General features: G+C 41.7%; 12 protein-coding genes. 7 read left to right on the forward strand and 5 right to left on the reverse strand.

Annotated elements, in window-relative coordinates:
- The first annotated feature begins 68 nt into the window (after positions 1 to 68).
- Positions 69 to 2,051, forward strand: coding sequence for a heavy metal translocating P-type ATPase (locus V7K98_RS09020; protein WP_335020878.1), 1,983 nt, complete (start codon positions 69 to 71; stop codon positions 2,049 to 2,051).
- Positions 2,052 to 2,100: 49 nt separating this feature from the next.
- On the opposite strand, the gene V7K98_RS09025 is transcribed toward V7K98_RS09020, so the two are convergent.
- Positions 2,101 to 3,357, reverse strand: coding sequence for an RNA-guided endonuclease InsQ/TnpB family protein (locus tag V7K98_RS09025; protein ID WP_335020881.1), 1,257 nt, complete (start codon positions 3,355 to 3,357; stop codon positions 2,101 to 2,103).
- 267 nt (positions 3,358 to 3,624) lie between these two features.
- On the opposite strand from V7K98_RS09025, the gene V7K98_RS09030 reads away from it, so the two are divergent.
- Both V7K98_RS09030 and V7K98_RS09035 read left to right on the forward strand, forming a co-directional pair.
- The gene (locus tag V7K98_RS09030) at positions 3,625 to 4,329 is read left to right on the forward strand and encodes a hypothetical protein (RefSeq protein WP_335020883.1); all 705 of its coding nucleotides are present in this window, start codon (positions 3,625 to 3,627) and stop codon (positions 4,327 to 4,329) included.
- Between the two features lie 194 nt (positions 4,330 to 4,523).
- The gene (locus V7K98_RS09035) at positions 4,524 to 5,402 is read left to right on the forward strand and encodes an N-acetylmuramoyl-L-alanine amidase (RefSeq protein ID WP_335020884.1); all 879 of its coding nucleotides are present in this window, start codon (positions 4,524 to 4,526) and stop codon (positions 5,400 to 5,402) included.
- Between the two features lie 61 nt (positions 5,403 to 5,463).
- Here V7K98_RS09035 and ribBA read toward each other — a convergent pair whose 3' ends face one another.
- Positions 5,464 to 7,137: a bifunctional 3,4-dihydroxy-2-butanone-4-phosphate synthase/GTP cyclohydrolase II gene (ribBA, locus tag V7K98_RS09040; protein ID WP_335020886.1), complete on the reverse strand. Its 1,674-nt coding sequence runs from the start codon at positions 7,135 to 7,137 to the stop codon at positions 5,464 to 5,466.
- A gap of 455 nt (positions 7,138 to 7,592) precedes the next feature.
- Here ribBA and argC point away from each other — a divergent pair, with 455 nt between their 5' ends.
- Entirely contained in the window at positions 7,593 to 8,651 is a 1,059-nt protein-coding gene (gene argC, locus V7K98_RS09045) for an N-acetyl-gamma-glutamyl-phosphate reductase (protein ID WP_335020888.1), read from the forward strand.
- An 86-nt stretch (positions 8,652 to 8,737) separates the two neighbouring features.
- On the opposite strand, the gene eno is transcribed toward argC, so the two are convergent.
- A complete protein-coding gene (gene eno, locus V7K98_RS09050) occupies positions 8,738 to 10,027 on the reverse strand; it encodes a phosphopyruvate hydratase (RefSeq protein ID WP_335020890.1) in 1,290 nt (429 codons plus the stop codon).
- Between the two features lie 256 nt (positions 10,028 to 10,283).
- Between eno and gloA the strand changes: the two genes are divergently transcribed.
- Together gloA and clpB are read left to right on the forward strand one after the other, a co-directional pair.
- Positions 10,284 to 10,718 (forward strand): lactoylglutathione lyase, encoded by a 435-nt coding sequence (gene gloA / locus V7K98_RS09055; protein ID WP_335020892.1) that lies wholly within the window; start codon positions 10,284 to 10,286, stop codon positions 10,716 to 10,718.
- 502 nt (positions 10,719 to 11,220) lie between these two features.
- On the forward strand, positions 11,221 to 13,863 hold the full coding sequence (clpB, locus tag V7K98_RS09060) for an ATP-dependent chaperone ClpB (protein ID WP_335020894.1): 2,643 nt from the start codon (positions 11,221 to 11,223) through the stop codon (positions 13,861 to 13,863).
- Positions 13,864 to 14,102: 239 nt separating this feature from the next.
- Here the strand turns inward: clpB and V7K98_RS09065 are convergent, their stop codons facing one another.
- Together V7K98_RS09065 and V7K98_RS09070 are read right to left on the reverse strand one after the other, a co-directional pair.
- On the reverse strand, positions 14,103 to 15,563 hold the full coding sequence (locus tag V7K98_RS09065; protein ID WP_335020896.1) for a tetratricopeptide repeat protein: 1,461 nt from the start codon (positions 15,561 to 15,563) through the stop codon (positions 14,103 to 14,105).
- Positions 15,560 to 16,885, reverse strand: coding sequence for an ATP-binding protein (locus tag V7K98_RS09070; RefSeq protein ID WP_335020898.1), 1,326 nt, complete (start codon positions 16,883 to 16,885; stop codon positions 15,560 to 15,562). The genes V7K98_RS09065 and V7K98_RS09070 overlap by 4 nt, the downstream gene beginning before the upstream one ends.
- Before the next feature lie 141 nt (positions 16,886 to 17,026).
- Between V7K98_RS09070 and V7K98_RS09075 the strand changes: the two genes are divergently transcribed.
- Positions 17,027 to 17,665, forward strand: a complete 639-nt coding sequence (locus V7K98_RS09075) for a class I SAM-dependent methyltransferase (RefSeq protein ID WP_335020900.1) — start codon at positions 17,027 to 17,029, stop codon at positions 17,663 to 17,665.
- Positions 17,666 to 17,872: the final 207 nt, after the last annotated feature.

Consider the following 17,872-nt stretch of genomic DNA (forward strand, 5'->3'; position numbering starts at 1 on the left):
ACTCTTTTTTTCATTATATTTGAAAAAAGGCTAATATACAAAGTAATTTACTAGCCTCAACACAAAATATGAAGCAAAAAGTACATTCAGAATCTTCAGCTTGTTGCAACGGTGAACATGAAGATCACGAGAATCATAATCACACTCATGATGAGAATCATAACCATGATCATAATCACGATCATGGTGGAGAATTCAATTTAAAAAATGAGGTATTACCTCTGGTAGCGATTTTAAGTTTATATGCACCTGGTGTAATTTTTGAAAATCAATTGCACAATACATTCTACTCAATAGGTGAATATCTGCTTTTCATCCCTGCCTATTTATTAAGTGGATGGAGTGTTTTAAAAACTGCTGGGCGTAATATACTCAAAGGGAGAGTATTTGATGAAACTTTTTTAATGACAGTAGCGACACTCGGCGCGATCGCAATTCATAAATTGCCTGAAGCTGTCGGAGTCATGCTATTTTATAAAATTGGCGAATTGTTCCAAGATGTTGCCGTTAGTCGTTCTCGCAGTTCGATCAAAGCTTTATTAGAAGTCCGGCCAGACTATGCAAATATCCAAATAGGGGGAGAATTAAAAAAAGTATCCCCAAATACAGTAAATATTGGAGATATTATCGTCGTCAAACCTGGAGAAAAGATTCCCTTAGATGGTGAAGTTATCGATGGGAATTCGCAAGTTGACACATCTGCCTTAACTGGAGAATCTGTACCGCGAACAGTGAGGCTGGGTGAGACAGTTCTGGCTGGAATGATCAATAAAATGGGTGTTCTTACCATTAGAGTCAAAAAACTATTTGATGATTCTTCCATTGCCAAAATTTTAGACTTGGTGCAAAATGCCAAAAGTAAAAAAGCAGAAACAGAAAAATTTATTACTAAATTTGCCCGATATTACACGCCAATAGTAGTTTTTACATCTCTAGCAGTTGCAATATTACCGCCTTTATTCATTTCTGGTGCAAATCCTTCAGAATGGGTTTATCGTGCCCTAATTTTACTAGTTATCTCTTGTCCGTGTGGACTAGTTATCAGTATTCCGTTAGGTTACTTTGGAGGTGTGGGAGGTGCAGCTAAACGTGGTATTTTAGTCAAAGGCTCTACTTTTTTAGATACTCTAAATGCAGTCAATACAGTTGTGTTTGATAAAACTGGAACATTAACTCAAGGGGTATTTAAAGTAGTTAATATAGTTCCACAAAATGGCTACAATGAAGCAGAATTACTGCAATTAGCTGCTAAAGTAGAATCGCACTCAAATCATCCTATCGCTCAATCTATCCTTAAGGCTTATGGTGGAAAGATTGATGATTTTGAGGTGAGAGATTATGAAGAGATTGCAGGCTATGGAATTAGAGCCAAGGTTGAAAATAGGGTAGTAATAGCAGGTAGCGATCGCTTACTCCACAGAGAGAATATTGCTCATGATAATTGCCAGTTAGAGGGAACGGTTATTCATCTAGCAGTGGACAATATTTATGCTGGGTATATTATCATTGCTGATGAACTGAAAGAGGATGCGAGACAGGCTATTCAAGCGCTCAAGCGAATGGGTGTAGAGAGAACAGTAATGTTGACAGGAGATAATCAAGCGATCGCATCCCAGATTGCTCAACAGCTAGGCATAGATGCTTATGAAGCCGAGTTATTACCAGAAGAAAAAGTCAATGCCATTGAAAAATTACTCAGCACCGCCGGCAAGCATGGTAAAGTTGCCTTTGTTGGGGATGGCATTAATGATGCGCCAGTGATTGCTAGAGCAGATGTTGGTATGGCAATGGGCGGCTTAGGCTCAGATGCAGCGATCGAAACTGCCGATATTGTGATCATGACAGATGCGCCATCAAAAGTAGCAGAAGCAATCCAAATCGCCAGGAAAACCCGCAAAATTGTTTGGCAAAATATCAGTTTTGCTTTAGCAATTAAAGGTGTATTTATTGGATTGGGTATTTTAGGCATAGCGACAATGTGGGAAGCTGTTTTTGCTGATGTCGGAGTAGCATTGCTGGCAATTTTAAATGCAACTAGGGCGATGAAATAAAATTTATGGGAAATCGGGAATCTGTAATTGGGAAATTGTAGAAGGTGAACTACCCACACTGACTTGGAGTACCAAGTACAGTTTGGGCTTCTGTAATCACGGGGGAATGCCTAAACTTAGACTTTCGCCCAAGTTTAGGACTTACCTCCCCTCCTACAGCAGAGACGGCTGAACCTTCCGCCTTTATCATTCTGATACCCTCTGCTCTAATGTTCATTGCGGCATTTCCATCACGATCATGATGAGTATTGCAATGAGGACAAGTCCACTGGCGGACATCCAACGCCAACTCACCGATTTGATAAAAACAATTAGAACAGAGTTTAGAACTGGGGAACCACCTATCAATCTCAACTAACTTTCCACCTCTGCGTTCTAGCTTATAGACTAAAAAGTTGGTGAATGTTCCCCATCCTGCATCAGATATTGATTTCGCCAATTTATGATTACGAACCATGCCTAATACATGAAGATTTTCTACTATGACAGCTTGGCTATCGCTGACTAACTTGTAGCTAAGTTTATGCAGAAAATCTTGCCTTGAGTTACTAACCCGTTCGTACACCTTGGCAACAACTTTTCTATATGTATTTTTTGAATTACTTCCCTTTACTTTACGTGCTAATTTCTTTTGTTTATGCTTGAGGTTTTTCTCATGTTTGGCAAGATGTTTAGGATTATCGTATTTGGAAACATGAACACCGTCACTGACGACAGCAAAGTGTTTTAACCCTAAGTCAATCCCGTAAATTTTACCTTCTGAAATAATTGGATTTTCACCCTCTCCTGTGGTCGCCACTACGCGAACAGTTTCAGTCAGTATGGATGCAAGATATTTGTCTGATGGAGTTTTACATACAGTAACAGTCTTGATCTTCCCCTCAATCACTCTGTGTATTTTGGCTTTGATTATCCCAATATTACCTGGGAGCTTGAGATTGCCTTCTACAACTTTTACATTTTGAGGATATTGAACAGACTGTTTACCATGCCTGGATTTGAACTTAGGGAAACCAGCACGCTGCTCAAAAAAGTTTTTGTATGCCGTTGTTAGATTCAGCGTTGTCGCCTGTAAAACTTGGCTATAACAATCAGCTAACCAAATCGTATCAACAGATTTTTTGAGTGCTGGAAGAAGTGCGTTGAGCGCTGCACGGGTAAGTCCTTTCCCTGTTTCTTTATAAGTCTCAATTGACTTATTTAGGGCATAATTCCACCACCAACGAGCGCAACCAAAAGCTTGAGCTAATTGGATTTGCTGCTCTTTTGTTGGATATAAACGAACTTGTACAACTTTGTGCAACACTTAACATCACCTCCCTGGTCTACCTATCTTATCATGATATGTATTTTTTGATAAAAATAAAATAATTGTTGATTTGTCATACATCTAATATTTGTCTTTGCTGTGCAAAAAGTTATATTAGATGTAATCCTTATCTACCGCCTTATATCCCGCCACTGATTCCGAGTACAGAATTCAGTGGGGGACTTACGGCGTAACAGTTAAAACTAAAAAGCAATAATTGAATATATTGAACACTCTCAAATCAGATTCCCGCAGAGGTACATTGTGAACCCATCTATTAAAGGAATCGTTAGGGCTGCGTTAGCTTTACTACTAAATTATTCAGAAAATCCAGCCTTTGCACTTCCTCAGAAAATAAATAATCCAATTACTGTTGCTAAATCGCAATCGTTAAAAGACACCTTAATCGTTCCTGGGGAAAGAGTTGGGCCGATAACACGCACAACCACCAAGCAAGATTTGGTGAAACTGTTTGGTGCATCCAATCTCGTTGATAAAACCATTTCTGGCGCTGAAGGAATAGGTAGTTTTGCCGCTACGCAGGTAAATCTAAATCAGGGGCGATGTCTAACAAGAAGCTGCTCCGCATCTACGCTGCTAGTAGTTTGGAGTGATAATACTCGTACTAAACCTCTAGACGTGCGTAACCTGGGTTCAGCTTGGAAAACCCGCGAAGGTATCGGTGTTGGAACTCCCTTAAGTGAGTTACGCAAGAAGTTAGGTAACTTTAAACTCTATGGATTAGGATGGGACTACGGCGGTACTATTTTGTTGGATAGTAGTAAATTAGCTCGATATCAGGGTAAAGTCATCTTGCGAGTAGATGCTGCTCCTAATGCTTACGAAAAGTTCGCCAATGATTATCAAGCTGTTTCTGGGGATAGTACTTTTTCTTCCAGCAATCCCCACTGGAAACCTCTGGGAATCAGACTAGCAGAAATAATCGTCGTTCTTAACCCATCGGACTGATTTTGAAAAATATTAAATGGTTCGTAACGGGAGTATTGCAGGGATTATAAAGGTATATTTAACTAGAATTAAAGTATTATAGAAATTATTATTTTGATACCATAAGCGGTAGGGATGTACAAAAGTGCGCCTCTACGAAGGATATGTCAGTTTAGCTATAAGTTAATATCTACCGTTTTACGGGTATTAGAAAAATGAGGTTTCAAGACTGGGCGACTAGGGTGCTACTAATCTCGCTGATGTTCATGGCTCTAATTGTAGTGCTGCTAATTGGACGAGCGACAAAATTACACAATAATCCGACAATATCCCGTATATCCAATCCACAGGTTACAGCCTGGAGTCAATATCCCCAGGCGCAATTCCAGTCAGCGAAAGAGTTAGAGAAGAAATCTCAACGTGTTCTCAAGTCCCCAGTCAAGACTAAGCAGCCTGTAGCAAGATATGTAACTACTCAAGTTTTTGCACAGTATAGACCACATTATCAAGTTGCTTCGGTTGATCCAAGTAACTATGGAGAACGTTATGCCCAAGATGTTAACGGCTTGCCTCTCAATAATCAACCGATTATCGTCCTCCATGAAACTGGTTATTCTGCTTCCAGCGCCATTAATTTCTTTCAAGTAGCCCATACCGATGAAGGTGTGCAAGCAAGTTACCACGCTTTAGTCAAGTTAGATGGAACGGTGGTTTATCTAGTACCACCAGACAAGCGGGCTTTTGGTGCGGCTAACTCAGTATTTGATGGTTCTGAGGGAGTGGAAACTGTTCAGACTAATCCAAATTTGCCCGCGTCTGTAAATAATTTTGCTTATCACGTTTCTTTGGAAACACCGCCAGATAGTTATGACAGTAGCAGCCAACAAACCCATAGCGGCTACACGGAAGCTCAATATCATTCTCTAGCTTGGTTAATTGCTCAAAGTCAAGTCCCAGATTATCGAATTACTACCCATCATCTCGTAGACCGTTCTGGTAAAAAAGTTGACCCAATAAATTTTGATGGTAAGAAATTTTTGAGCTTACTTAATAAGTATCGTCAGGTCAGACCTATTTATAGAGTAAATAATTAATTTATTAATAAGGTGCGTTATGCTACGCGATAACACACCCTACAAAATTTGTTCAATCTAGCTATTTGCTAAAGCTATAAATTTGCTGCTTTTCTAGGCGATCGCTAATTGATGAAGGCAATGTACCATGCGGGAATGTCTGTCTATCTAGTTGCACCTGTAAATTACTCAAGGGATCGCAACCAGAAGAAATCAGAAATTCTAGTTTTTGGATGTATGGCAAGGTTGCAAGGTTATCCAAAATTTGGAAGATGGCGTGTATGTAAGGATGACCACTTTGTTGATACCAATCAGAGCTAGCAACTTTTGCTTGATCGAAACCCAAGTGTACTGTTAAAGATGGCTCGTCAAATATAGCGATCGCTAACGGACGCGCTTCTTCTTGCAACAATAGATCGTTACTTTTGGCTAAATGTCGCAGTTTCTCTAAACGTTCATAACGTTCAGTCAGTGGATCTGGGTCATCTTGCCAATGGATTGCTACTGTCACCAGATAAGTTTGTAACAGCATGTGACCGAGCTTTTTGGCTTTTGTCGCCAGGTAATATGAATTGTAGTCATTTGCCTCAATTAACAATGGCACGCGATCGACTACTTCCAATCCATAGCCCTTTACTCCAGCAATTTTACGGGGATTGTTGGTAATTAAACGAATCTTTTTGATACCCAAATCCATGAGCATTTGTGCGCCCATCCCGTAGTCTCGCAAGTCAGCAGGAAATCCTAAACGCTCATTTGCTTCTACTGTATCCAGTCCCATATCCTGCAATGAGTAGGCTTTCAGCTTGTTAATCAAGCCGATTCCCCGCCCTTCTTGACGCAGGTATACAACTACACCTTGACCAGCAGCTTCAATCATTTTCATTGCAGCTTGTAACTGCATCCGACAGTCGCAGCGCAAAGAACCCAAAGCGTCACCAGTTAAGCATTCTGAGTGCATCCGTACCATTACTGGCTCATCTTTGAAGGTTTCTGGATCGCCCTTGACAATTGCAACGTGTTCTGTATTGTCTAGAGTATGGCGGTAGGCGTAAATTTCAAACTGGCCGAATTGACTAGGCAGTTTGGTGATTACCTCACGATAGACTAAGCGATCGTGCTTTAGGCGATAGCTGATTAAATCCGCAATACTAATTATTTTTAAATTGTGACGTTTGGCATATTCAACTAACTGCTGCAACCGGGCCATTGAACCATCGGGGTTTTGAATTTCACAAATTACCCCAGATGGATATAGCCCTGCTAGTCGAGATAAGTCTACAGCTGCTTCTGTATGTCCTGCGCGTTTGAGTACGCCTCCAGCTTTTGCCCGAATGGGGAAAATATGACCGGGACGACGTAAATCTGTAGGTTTTGTGGCTGGATTGAGAGTAACTTGGATAGTGCGGGCGCGGTCTTCGGCTGAGATGCCAGTGCTGACACCCAATTCTGGGCCAGCATCAATACTGACAGTGAAAGCAGTTTGGTTAGTATCTGTAATATTGCTTACCATCAAAGGTAAGTCTAGCTCGTCTAAGCGATCGCCTGTCATTGCCAGACAAATCAGCCCTCTAGCTTCCACCGCCATGAAATTAATCGTGTCGGGTGTGGCAAATTGGGCAGCACAAATTAAGTCGCCTTCATTTTCTCTATTTTCATCATCTACCACTACAATTACACGACCAGCTTTTAGGTCTGCTAAAGCGGCATCAATCGAATCAAATTTAAAAGCTTGGGTAGTATTAGGCTGTGACACAGATAGATTTCCAGCTACCAACGTAAATTTTTTTTACAATTTCTTATTTTAGATTGTAGCTCCTTTATAAGGCAGAGAAGTAGACTAGCAATGATTTGATAACGCGGCAAGAATTTTTGCCATTCCAAGTAGGGATTTAAAGTGCGACAGGCAAGGATGAATAGGATAAGGGACTTCCAAATAAAAAAATATCCCAAATTTTCTTGTGGGATGGGCATCTTGCCCGTCCTAATATTGGGGACGGGCAAGATGCCCATCCCACAAAATGGGTAATTTATTTCTTGGAAAGCCCTAAGCGGAAAAAATAGAATATTTTGTAACTTTATCGCGTCCTCTTACTTTCCGTCCAAAAAAAGTAGAGGGGTAATAGAAGTTTTGTATGCTGTGAGTCTAGTCGCTGATATTGTTGATAGCTGAGAACGAATTAACTATTCATGGGATAAGGATTTCAGATCATGGGCAAATTTAGACGCGTACCCGTTGGGATTGTTGGCGCGTCGGGCTATGGCGGAGTACAGTTAGTACGATTACTGATGGATCATCCAGAAGTTGAACTGGTTTATTTAGGCGGTGAGAGTAGTATCGGTAAATCCTTTGGGGATTTGTACCCACATCTGGCTCATGCAACTAACCTGCTAATAGAAGCGGTAGAACCAGAAATAATTGCTCACCGTTGTGAAGTAGTTTTCCTGTCTTTACCAAACGGTCTGGCTTGCCAAATCGCGCCTAAACTTTTAGAAAAAGGATGTAAAGTACTAGATTTGAGTGCAGATTATCGGTTTAGTAATTTGACAACTTATACAAATTGGTATGGCATTGAGAGAAGCGATCGCACCATTGCAGCTACAGCAGTTTATGGATTACCAGAACTTTACCGCGATCGCATTGCCGAAGCTCAACTCATTGGCTGTCCTGGTTCCTATCCCACTGCTAGCCTCCTTGCACTTTCGCCACTATTAAAGCAAGGGTTAATCGTCCCAGAAACAGCTATTATTGATGCCAAATCCGGTACATCTAGCGGTGGACGGCAACCTCAAACCAACTTATTATTAGCTGAAGCAGATAATTCCATTGCAGCTTTCAATATCGGCCGTCACCGCCACACCCCAGAAATTGAGCAAATTTGCAGTGACTTAGCTGGTCACGAACTCATGATTCAATTTACACCGCACCTTATCCCAATGGTACGCGGGATTTTAGCAACAGTTTATGCAACATTGAGCGATCCCGGTCTAGTGCGAGATGACTTAATCACAATTTTCTCAGCCTTCTACCGCAACTCTCCTTGGATAAAAGTCTGTGGTAGCGGCATTTACCCCCAAACCAAATGGGCTAGCGGCAGCAATCTTTGTTATATCGGTGTAGAAGTTGACCCGCGCACAGGTCGCGTGATTGTCATGTCAGCAATTGACAATCTAATTAAAGGGCAGGCGGGCCAAGCGATTCAATGTCTAAACCTGATGATGGGCTGGGATGAAACTTTGGGATTACCTAAACTTGGTTTCTATCCTTAATGGGGCATGGGGCATGGGGCATCAGGTGGGAAGAATTCTGCCCTCAATTCCCAATTCCCAATGCCCCATGCCCAATTCGCAATTCCCTACTTCGGCCCTAAACCTACAGCACCAGCATAAACGGCGCGATCGCCTAGTTCATCTTCAATTCGCAGTAAGCGGTTATATTTTGCTACACGTTCGCTGCGACAGAGGGAACCTGTTTTAATTTGACCGGCGCGGGTTGCTACAGCTAAATCAGCGATCGTTGTGTCTTCGGTTTCACCAGAACGATGGCTAATTACTGAACGTATGCTGTTGCGAGTTGCCAAATCAATGGTTTCTAAGGTTTCGGTAAGAGAACCTATTTGATTGAGTTTAATCAAAATCGCATTAGCGGCTTTTTCCTGGATACCTCTTTGTAAGCGAGTAACGTTCGTCACAAATAAATCATCTCCTACCAATTGCACCCGCGAACCTAACTTCTGGGTCAGCAATTGCCAACTTTGCCAGTCTTCCTCGTGTAAACCATCCTCAATTGACACAATTGGATATTGGTCAACAAGTTGTCCTAAATAATCAATAAACTCAGCCGGGGCATGAGGTTTACCATCGTAAACATATTGACCATTCTTGTAAAATTCGCTAGCCGCCACATCCAAAGCCAAAGCTACTTCTTCCCCTGGCTTGTAACCAGCTTTCTTAATGGCAGCAACCAGCAATTCCAAAGCCACCTGATTAGATTCTAGGTTAGGGGCAAAGCCGCCTTCATCGCCTACACCAGTAAGCAAACCCTTTTCATCTAATACTTGGCTGAGGGTAGCAAATACTTCTGCACCCCAGCGCAACGCTTCCCGAAAGGAAGTTGCGCCAATTGGGACAATCATAAACTCTTGAAAATCCACGTTGTTTGATGCGTGTGCGCCACCGTTAATCACGTTCATCAATGGCACTGGGAGCAAATTCGCTAAAGGGCCACCCAAATAGCGATATAGAGGAATATCTAGAGATTCAGCGCCTGCTTTAGCTGCCGCTAGGGAAACCCCCAAAATCGCATTCGCCCCCAAACTGGATTTGTTAGGAGAACCATCTATGGCGATCATTGTCCGGTCTAGGAGTTCTTGGTTGAGGGCATCCAAGCCTAGTAATTTTGGTGCAAGTGCTTCTCTGACGTTTTGTACTGCCTTGAGTACGCCTTTGCCCCCATAACGGCTTTTATCGCCATCACGCAGTTCGTGAGCCTCAAAACTGCCCGTGGAAGCACCACTGGGAACCTGCGCTAGTCCGACAACACCGTTGGCTAAATGCACTTCGGCTTCAATTGTTGGTCTACCGCGTGAATCAAGAATTTCACGGGCTGCGATCGCTTCAATTGCAGTGTCTAGAAATTTACTCATCTGTTCTTTATCCTTTATTCGAGTGTGTTATGCATTCAGTCCAGTTGCCTAACCCAATCGCTAGCTTATGCTGTTAAGAGACTTTATTGGCTGAGATTAAAGAAGATTTCCATTGTATGGATAGAGATCAAGCCAAAAATGGGTAAGGGAATGTTTATTTAATTCTTTCCCTGATGGCATTTCTACCTGAAACTTTCAGCTAGGTAAAATGTTGACAGAGGATTAACACTAAATTAATTACAGAGAAAAGGTCAATATGCGATTACTACACACAATGCTGCGGGTGGGCAACCTTGAAGAATCCTTAAAGTTTTACTGTGAACTTCTAGGTATGAAATTACTCCGCCGAAAAGATTATCCAGGGGGAGAATTTACCTTAGCTTTTGTGGGCTATGGTGACGAAAGCGACAACGCAGTGATTGAACTAACCTACAACTGGGGGGTAGAAAAGTACGAATTGGGTAATGGTTACGGTCACATTGCCCTTGGGGTTGATGATATTTATGCTACCTGTGAGGAAATCCGCAATCAGGGCGGTAAAATTGTGCGCGAACCAGGGCCGATGAAACATGGTTCGACAGTAATTGCTTTTGTGGAAGATCCAGATGGGTATAAAATTGAACTGATTCAACTGGGATCTCAAGGTTCAGCAGCTAAACAGGAATCACTTGAGCAACTTGTGAGTCAGTAATTCTTATAAAGCTGTAGTAAAATACCCACCGATGTCTTGAAAAGTTGAAGCAAATGCGGGTAGATTGATTTTCCCGCAGACAGGTGTCTCGTGCGTCTGCTTAAGAGAGTGCGAGACTTTTCCGTTTTTGCATACCCTTTTTAGGCGGGTTAGGGGATCTACTTTGCGTAAATCCTATCAGTATTAGCAACACTAAGACTCTAGGCGTAGCCTGTCATAGACATCGCTAAAATAGCACCATCTGGAAAAGTCGGTTCAGAACAGTATTTTAGTTTTAAATTAGAAAATAGGTAATAGATTAAAGTATCACAAAATTACCAATCCTAAATTGCCACCGGAGATACACGCGGATATACGCTAAGAATGTTTGGATAATTAGGGGCTGGGGACTAGAGACTAGAAATTAGTGACTAGGTAAAAGTCTTTCCAATCCCCAATCCCCAGTACTCAAGCCCCAAGCCCCAATCCCTAAACTAAAAATCAAAAGTCTAAAATTCTAAAGATGCAACCTACAGATCCAAATAAATTTACTGATAAAGCCTGGGAAGCAATTGTTAAATCTCAGGATATTGTTCGTGCTTATCAACAACAGCAACTAGATGTTGAACATTTAATTATTGCCCTGTTAGAAGAACCTACAAGTTTAGCAATACGTATCCTAGCTCGATCTGAGGTCGATCCAATCCGCTTCCAACAGCAGCTAGAAGCCTTCACCCAACGTCAACCCAAAGTTGGTAAAAGCGATCAGCTTTACCTTAGCCGCAGTTTAGATGTTTTACTAGACCGAGCCGAAGAAGCTAGAGTCAGGATGAAAGACTCCTACATTTCTGTAGAACACATACTTTTAGCCTTTGCTGAAGACGATCGCATTGGACGAAAGATCCTCAAAAGCTTTAGTGCGGATGCAGCCAAATTAGAAGCTACTATCAAAGCCGTTCGCGGTAGCCAAAAGGTGACAGATCAAACCCCAGAATCCCGCTATGAAGCCTTACAAAAATTTGGCAGAGATTTGACAGAACAGGCAAAAGCTGGAAAACTCGATCCGGTAATTGGGCGAGATGACGAAATTCGGCGGGTAATTCAAGTATTGTCTCGTCGGAGCAAAAATAACCCCGTATTAATTGGTGAACCTGGAGTAGGTAAAACTGCGATCGCCGAAGCTTTGGCACAACGGATGGTAAACGGTGACGTTCCCGAATCTCTGAAAAACCGTCAACTCATCTCTTTAGACATCGGTAGTTTGATTGCTGGGGCAAAATTGCGAGGAGAATTTGAAGAACGTCTGAAAGCTGTCCTCAAAGAAGTTATGGACTCTAACGGGCAAATTGTCCTATTTATTGACGAACTACATACCGTAGTCGGTACAGGTTCCAGTCAACAAGGAGCAATGGATGCCGGAAATCTGCTCAAACCAATGCTGGCGCGGGGAGAACTGCGTTGTATTGGTGCAACTACCCTCGACGAGTTCCGCAAACACATTGAGAAAGACGCTGCTTTAGAACGCCGCTTTCAGCAAGTATTTGTCGATCAGCCAAGTGTGGAAAATACTATTTCCATTCTGCGGGGATTGAAAGAACGCTATGAAGTGCATCACAATGTCAAAATTTCTGATTCGGCTTTGGTAGCAGCAGCAACACTGTCAGCGCGTTATATTAGCGATCGCTTCTTACCAGATAAAGCCATCGATTTGGTAGATGAAGCAGCCGCACAGTTGAAAATGGAGATTACCTCCAAACCAGCCGAATTGGAAACCATCGATCGCCGCCTCATGCAGTTAGAAATGGAAAAGCTATCATTAGCTGGCGAAGAAAAGGGGACTCCGCAAACTAAAGAACGTTTGCAGCGAATTGAGCAAGAAATTGCCAATTTGACCGAAAAACAGCAAATATTTAATGAGCAATGGCAAGGTGAAAAGCAGATATTGGAGGCGATAAGTGCCTTAAAGAAAGAAGAAGATGCGCTGCGAGTGCAAATTGAACAGGCGGAACGTGCTTACGATCTGAATAAAGCTGCTCAACTAAAGTATGGCAAATTGGAAGGAGTACAGCACGAACGCGAAGCCAAAGAAGCCAGCCTTTTAGAAATTCAAAATCAAGGTTCGACGTTGCTGCGAGAACAAGTTACCGAAGCTGATATTGCGGAAATCGTCGCCAAGTGGACAGGAATCCCCGTCAATCGCTTGTTGGAATCAGAACGGCAAAAATTACTGCAACTAGAAAGTCATTTGCATCAACGAGTCATAGGGCAAGAAGAGGCTGTAGAAGCAGTATCAGCCGCCATTCGCCGCGCCCGTGCGGGGATGAAAGACCCCTCTCGTCCCATTGGTTCATTTTTGTTCATGGGCCCTACAGGTGTGGGTAAAACCGAACTTGCTGCTGCTTTAGCTCAGTTTCTCTTTGATTCTGATGATGCCATAATCCGGCTTGACATGTCGGAATATATGGAAAAAAATTCTGTTATGCGAATAGTTGGTTCTCCTCCAGGCTATGTAGACTCTGAAAGAGGAGGACAACTCACTGAGGCTGTTCGCCGCAGACCTTACTCAGTAATTTTGTTAGACGAAGTTGAAAAAGCTCACCCAGATGTGTTTAACATATTTCTGCAAATGTTGGATGATGGTCGCATTACTGACGGACTAGGGCGTACAGCTGATTTTCGCAACACCGTTATCGTTATGACCAGTAACATTGGTAGCGAATATATCTTAGATGTATCTGGTGATGATTCCAAATATGAAACCATGCGGGTTAGGGTAATGGAAGCGTTGCGATCGCATTTCCGCCCCGAATTTCTCAACCGCCTTGATGATATTATTCTCTTCCATGCCCTCAGCCGCACGGAACTGCGGCATATCATCCGTATTCAACTCAAGCGAGTAGAAAATCTTCTGCGTGAGCAAAAAATCTTCTTTGAGATTTCCCAAGCAGCCTGCGATCACCTTGTTGAATCAGGCTATGACCCAGTTTATGGTGCGCGTCCACTCAAACGCGCAATTCAGCGAGAAGTAGAAAACCCCCTCGCCACCAAGTTATTGGAGAATACTTTTATCTCTGGAGACACGATTATCATTGACAAAAATGAGAATGGTTTGTCTTTTAGTAAAAAAGTGCCGGTGAAGGTGTCAGTACCACAGATTGCTACGTAGTTGTAGAAGGCGATTAGAATTTGTAGTTACGCAGACAAAACCCACAGATGTGGGTTTATTTTTTTATTCTCTACGAAATGCTGTGCGATCGCAGAAGCAGTAAAGAGCAATCGCTAGGTGTTCAGATCCCCGACTTCTTTAAGAAGTCGGGGATCTAACTTTCCACAAATGATTTATGATTACTATATGTATGTGCGATCGCTAAATTAATCGCTGCATTAATTTAGTGTTTATAGCGGTTATTGAATTAAAGCTTGAAAGCGTTTATCTTCTCGAATACTATCAAAATCTGAGTCAGTTTTTGCCATCTCACGATATTCGTCAGGATTTATGTTGATAGCCTCCTGTAGATTTTCAAGTGCTAATTCGACATTGTTCTGTGAAGCATAACAGCAAGCCTTGTTGTACCAAGCGTTATGATTATCGGGTTGAAATTTCAGTGCTTGGTCATAGGATGCGATCGCTTCTTCATTGCGGACTAATTTACCTAGCGCAATGCCGCGAATGTCCCAAGCTTGGTGGTCATCTGGTTGAAATTTCAGTGCTTGGTCGTAGGATGCGAGCGCTTCTTCATTCCGTCCTAAATCATGTAGCGCAATGCCGCGATTCTTCCAAGCTTGGTGGTCATCTGGTTGAAATTTCAGTGCTTGGTCGTAGGATGCGAGCGCTTCTTCATTGCGGACTAATTTACCTAGCGCATAGCCCCGATTGTACCAAGCTTGGTGGTAATCTGGTTTAAAATTCAGTGCTTGGTCGTAAGATGCGATCGCTTCTTCATTGCGGACTAATTTGCCTAGCGCATAGCCCCGATTGTACCAAGCTTGGTGGTAATCTGGTTTAAAATTCAGTGCTTGGTCGTAGGATGCGATCGCTTCTTCATAGCGTCCTAAATCGCCTAGCGCATTGCCGCGATTGTTCCAAGCTACGTGGTCATCTGGTTGAAATTTCAGTGCTTGGTCGTAGGATGCGATCGCTGCTTCGTATTCATTAGTAGTAGATAATAAATTTCCTAGTTCAAATAGTAAACGTGGCTTCTGATTATCTGGCTGATGTTTTTCGGTCAGTAAGTCTTGAATTTCTATAACTTTTTCAATTTTTTGTTCAGCAGTGAGTTTCAAATATTTCTCATAGTCTCCTTCCAACAGCAGACGATTTGATTCTTGTTCTACCACTTCGGGTGTAGTCGGTAATTCAAACACGCCAGAACGCCAATCAAAAAAATCTGGGGCGCGATGAATAAAATAGTTTATCGAAAATGAACGCAAAAGAAAAACAAAGGTAATTGGGAAATCATCTCTAAAGCGTTCTCGCTGTTGGTTTAAATGATTTAAAATATGCGGAACACTAGTTAAATTGCTAAATTGTCCTTCTGTAATTTCCCCAAAACTTCTTTTTTCATATTTATATAAAGAATATTCCAGACCTTTAATTAATAAAATATCAATTTGCTTGTCTTTAACAAAGTCTGCGACTGGCTGATATAAATTATCAATCGACTCGACAAAGCGTAAAACTTCAACCTTTTTCTGCCGAATCTCCTGGGGAAGTTTGACAATAAACTTGTCTGCTTCCACAGGTGTACATTGGACAAAAAATAAACCAAATCCTGATTTTCGCTTCAGTGCGCGAAGCAAGTCTTGATAAGCTTCTTCTGGTTCTAGGGGTAAATCATCATCCCAATCACTTAAATTTGGGTTCATGAAAGTTTCGCTACGGCTTCTTTAAATTCTGGAATTCCTTGAATCAATGGATGAATATCATACCAACGCTGCATTTCTCCATCATCATCCAAATAGCGGTATTCTAAAAGACAGCGATTATACATCAAACTCCGATACAAGTCATCATTAATAATGCGCTTAGAACAAGACACTTCCGCTAACAGACACCATTGATGATTTTCCACAGCGCGGCGATAAGTATCTCTAGCTTGAGTAATTGCACGTCGCACCGCCTTTTCTGAAACAGGTAAATCTTCAGAACGTCCAATGGCATCTTGAGTTAACAATAGCAAATTCCTCACATGACCTCCACTCATTAAACAAAGTCTGTCTAAGGTTTGGGGACTGTCGAAAATTTCCGTTTCTAGTGATAGTTCGGGTGCAATTTGCCGGACTCGTTTTTTAATTACTTCCTTAACTTTTTCGAGTCCTGGCTGATAAACCTCTCCCTCAAAAGTTTTTACCATAATCATCGGCAAAATTTGGGGGTCGCCATAGATATCTCTGAGGTCTGTTGCCCTGGTAGAATAGACCATTGAAATGGGGACAGTGTAAATCAAATGGCAATCTAAGGCTTGGAGTTGTTCGCTACGGTCTAAAAAGACTTCTTCATAGTTGGTGCGTTCTCCATCTTTAACTAACACCATCCGGTCTAAGTTATCGACAATTACCGCCAGTTTCTTGTAGCCATTAGGTAAGTGCTGTTTTGCATCCACTAGAAACTCATTTAACACCTGAATTAAAGTGACGGTGTAAGGATCGATTTTTTGGCGAATCTTCTGGCGTAATTCAGGAACAGCCCTTAAATTTGCGGTCAACTTAGCGAATTGAGTTAGCTGTGCTTCTACTCCCAGACTCTCAAATTCTATGGGAGTCTGCGCCAAATCTTTTAAATCTTCCCAACGATCTTTTAACCAGTTAAGTATAGGACGAGGACTAGCAATTCCTTTTAAATCTTTGAGCAAACGGCGGGTACAGGCTAGCAGTATATCAGTATATTGGGCATCTTCTGAATCGATATCTTCTTCATCAGCCGCAAAATACACCACATAAAATTCCCGATTTTCTAAATATTTCTTTAACCTAAGTAATTCTGTAGACTTCCCCGCGCCCCGATGACCAGAATACAATTGACAAGTATTTGTATCTGCTAATCGCATTCGATTTCCCAACTCTTGCTCAATATCCGCATCTCCGCGCACATCTTGACAATCTACATATTTTGGATCGCCTGCGGGTAAGGGTTCAAAGGGGTTAAAGGCATTGTAGAGTTTTGCGAGTAAGTCAGTACTATTAACCATAGGTAAAAAATATTGCAATGTTGCTCATAATAATGGAGATTATAGAAAATAAGGTGCTGTTATTTTCACTGTTTTTCGGGGAATCCTGTAGTTGTATACCCACTATATTTGTCAGTGCATCAAATTAGGTAGGCATTGTTTATGCAACTTATCACTTCGTTAGATATTAGAAATTCAGAATATTTATCAAAAAATCGGCTTATTAGTTATCACCACCAGTTGCGTCTAATTTTTTCGCTGGGTAATCAGGTAAAAAACGTTCTGGAAATTGGGATTTTTAATTCTCTGTTAACAGACATATTGAAGAACAATGGATACAACGTCACTACTGCCGATGTCGATCCCAACCTCAAGCCAGAAATAATTTTGGATTTGACTACAGATTTTACATTACCGAAAGATAAATTTGATGCGATCGCCCTTTTTCAAGTGCTGGAACATTTTCCTTACGAACAGTCAGAAGAAGCGCTGAAAAAACTCGCAGAAGCAACAAAGAAATTTTTGGTGATTTCGATTCCTTATTGCACTCAATACTTGTCATTTCAGATTAAAACCTCTTTCTCAGGTAGACCAAGGCATTTGTTATTCAATGTGCCAAAATTCTGGAGTACAACGCCAGTATGTGACGAGCATTACTGGGAAATGGGTTTGAAAGGATATCCCAAAGAGCGGATTTTAAACTCTGTTGCTAATGCTGGCTTAATTGTAAAGCAAGAATTTATCGATCCTACTTATCCGTATCACTATTTTTTGGTCTTGGAAAAAACTAATAATACTTAGACAGTAGTCTTAACTATACGAATAATATTTGATTTTTGAACAGATACGTAGGGTGCGTTAGCGACAGCGTAACGCGCCAAATCCTTGACAATGGTGCGTTACGAACTTCGTTCTAACACACCCTACAATACTTAGACGACAGTCTCAACTAGCCTAATTAACCTGCCTTCAAAATCGGGAGTAGGGAAATCCGAATCAGAAAATGGG

The sequence above is a fragment of the Nostoc sp. genome (genome assembly GCF_036917435.1).
In the GTDB taxonomy this organism is placed as follows: Bacteria; Cyanobacteriota; Cyanobacteriia; order Cyanobacteriales; family Nostocaceae; genus Nostoc.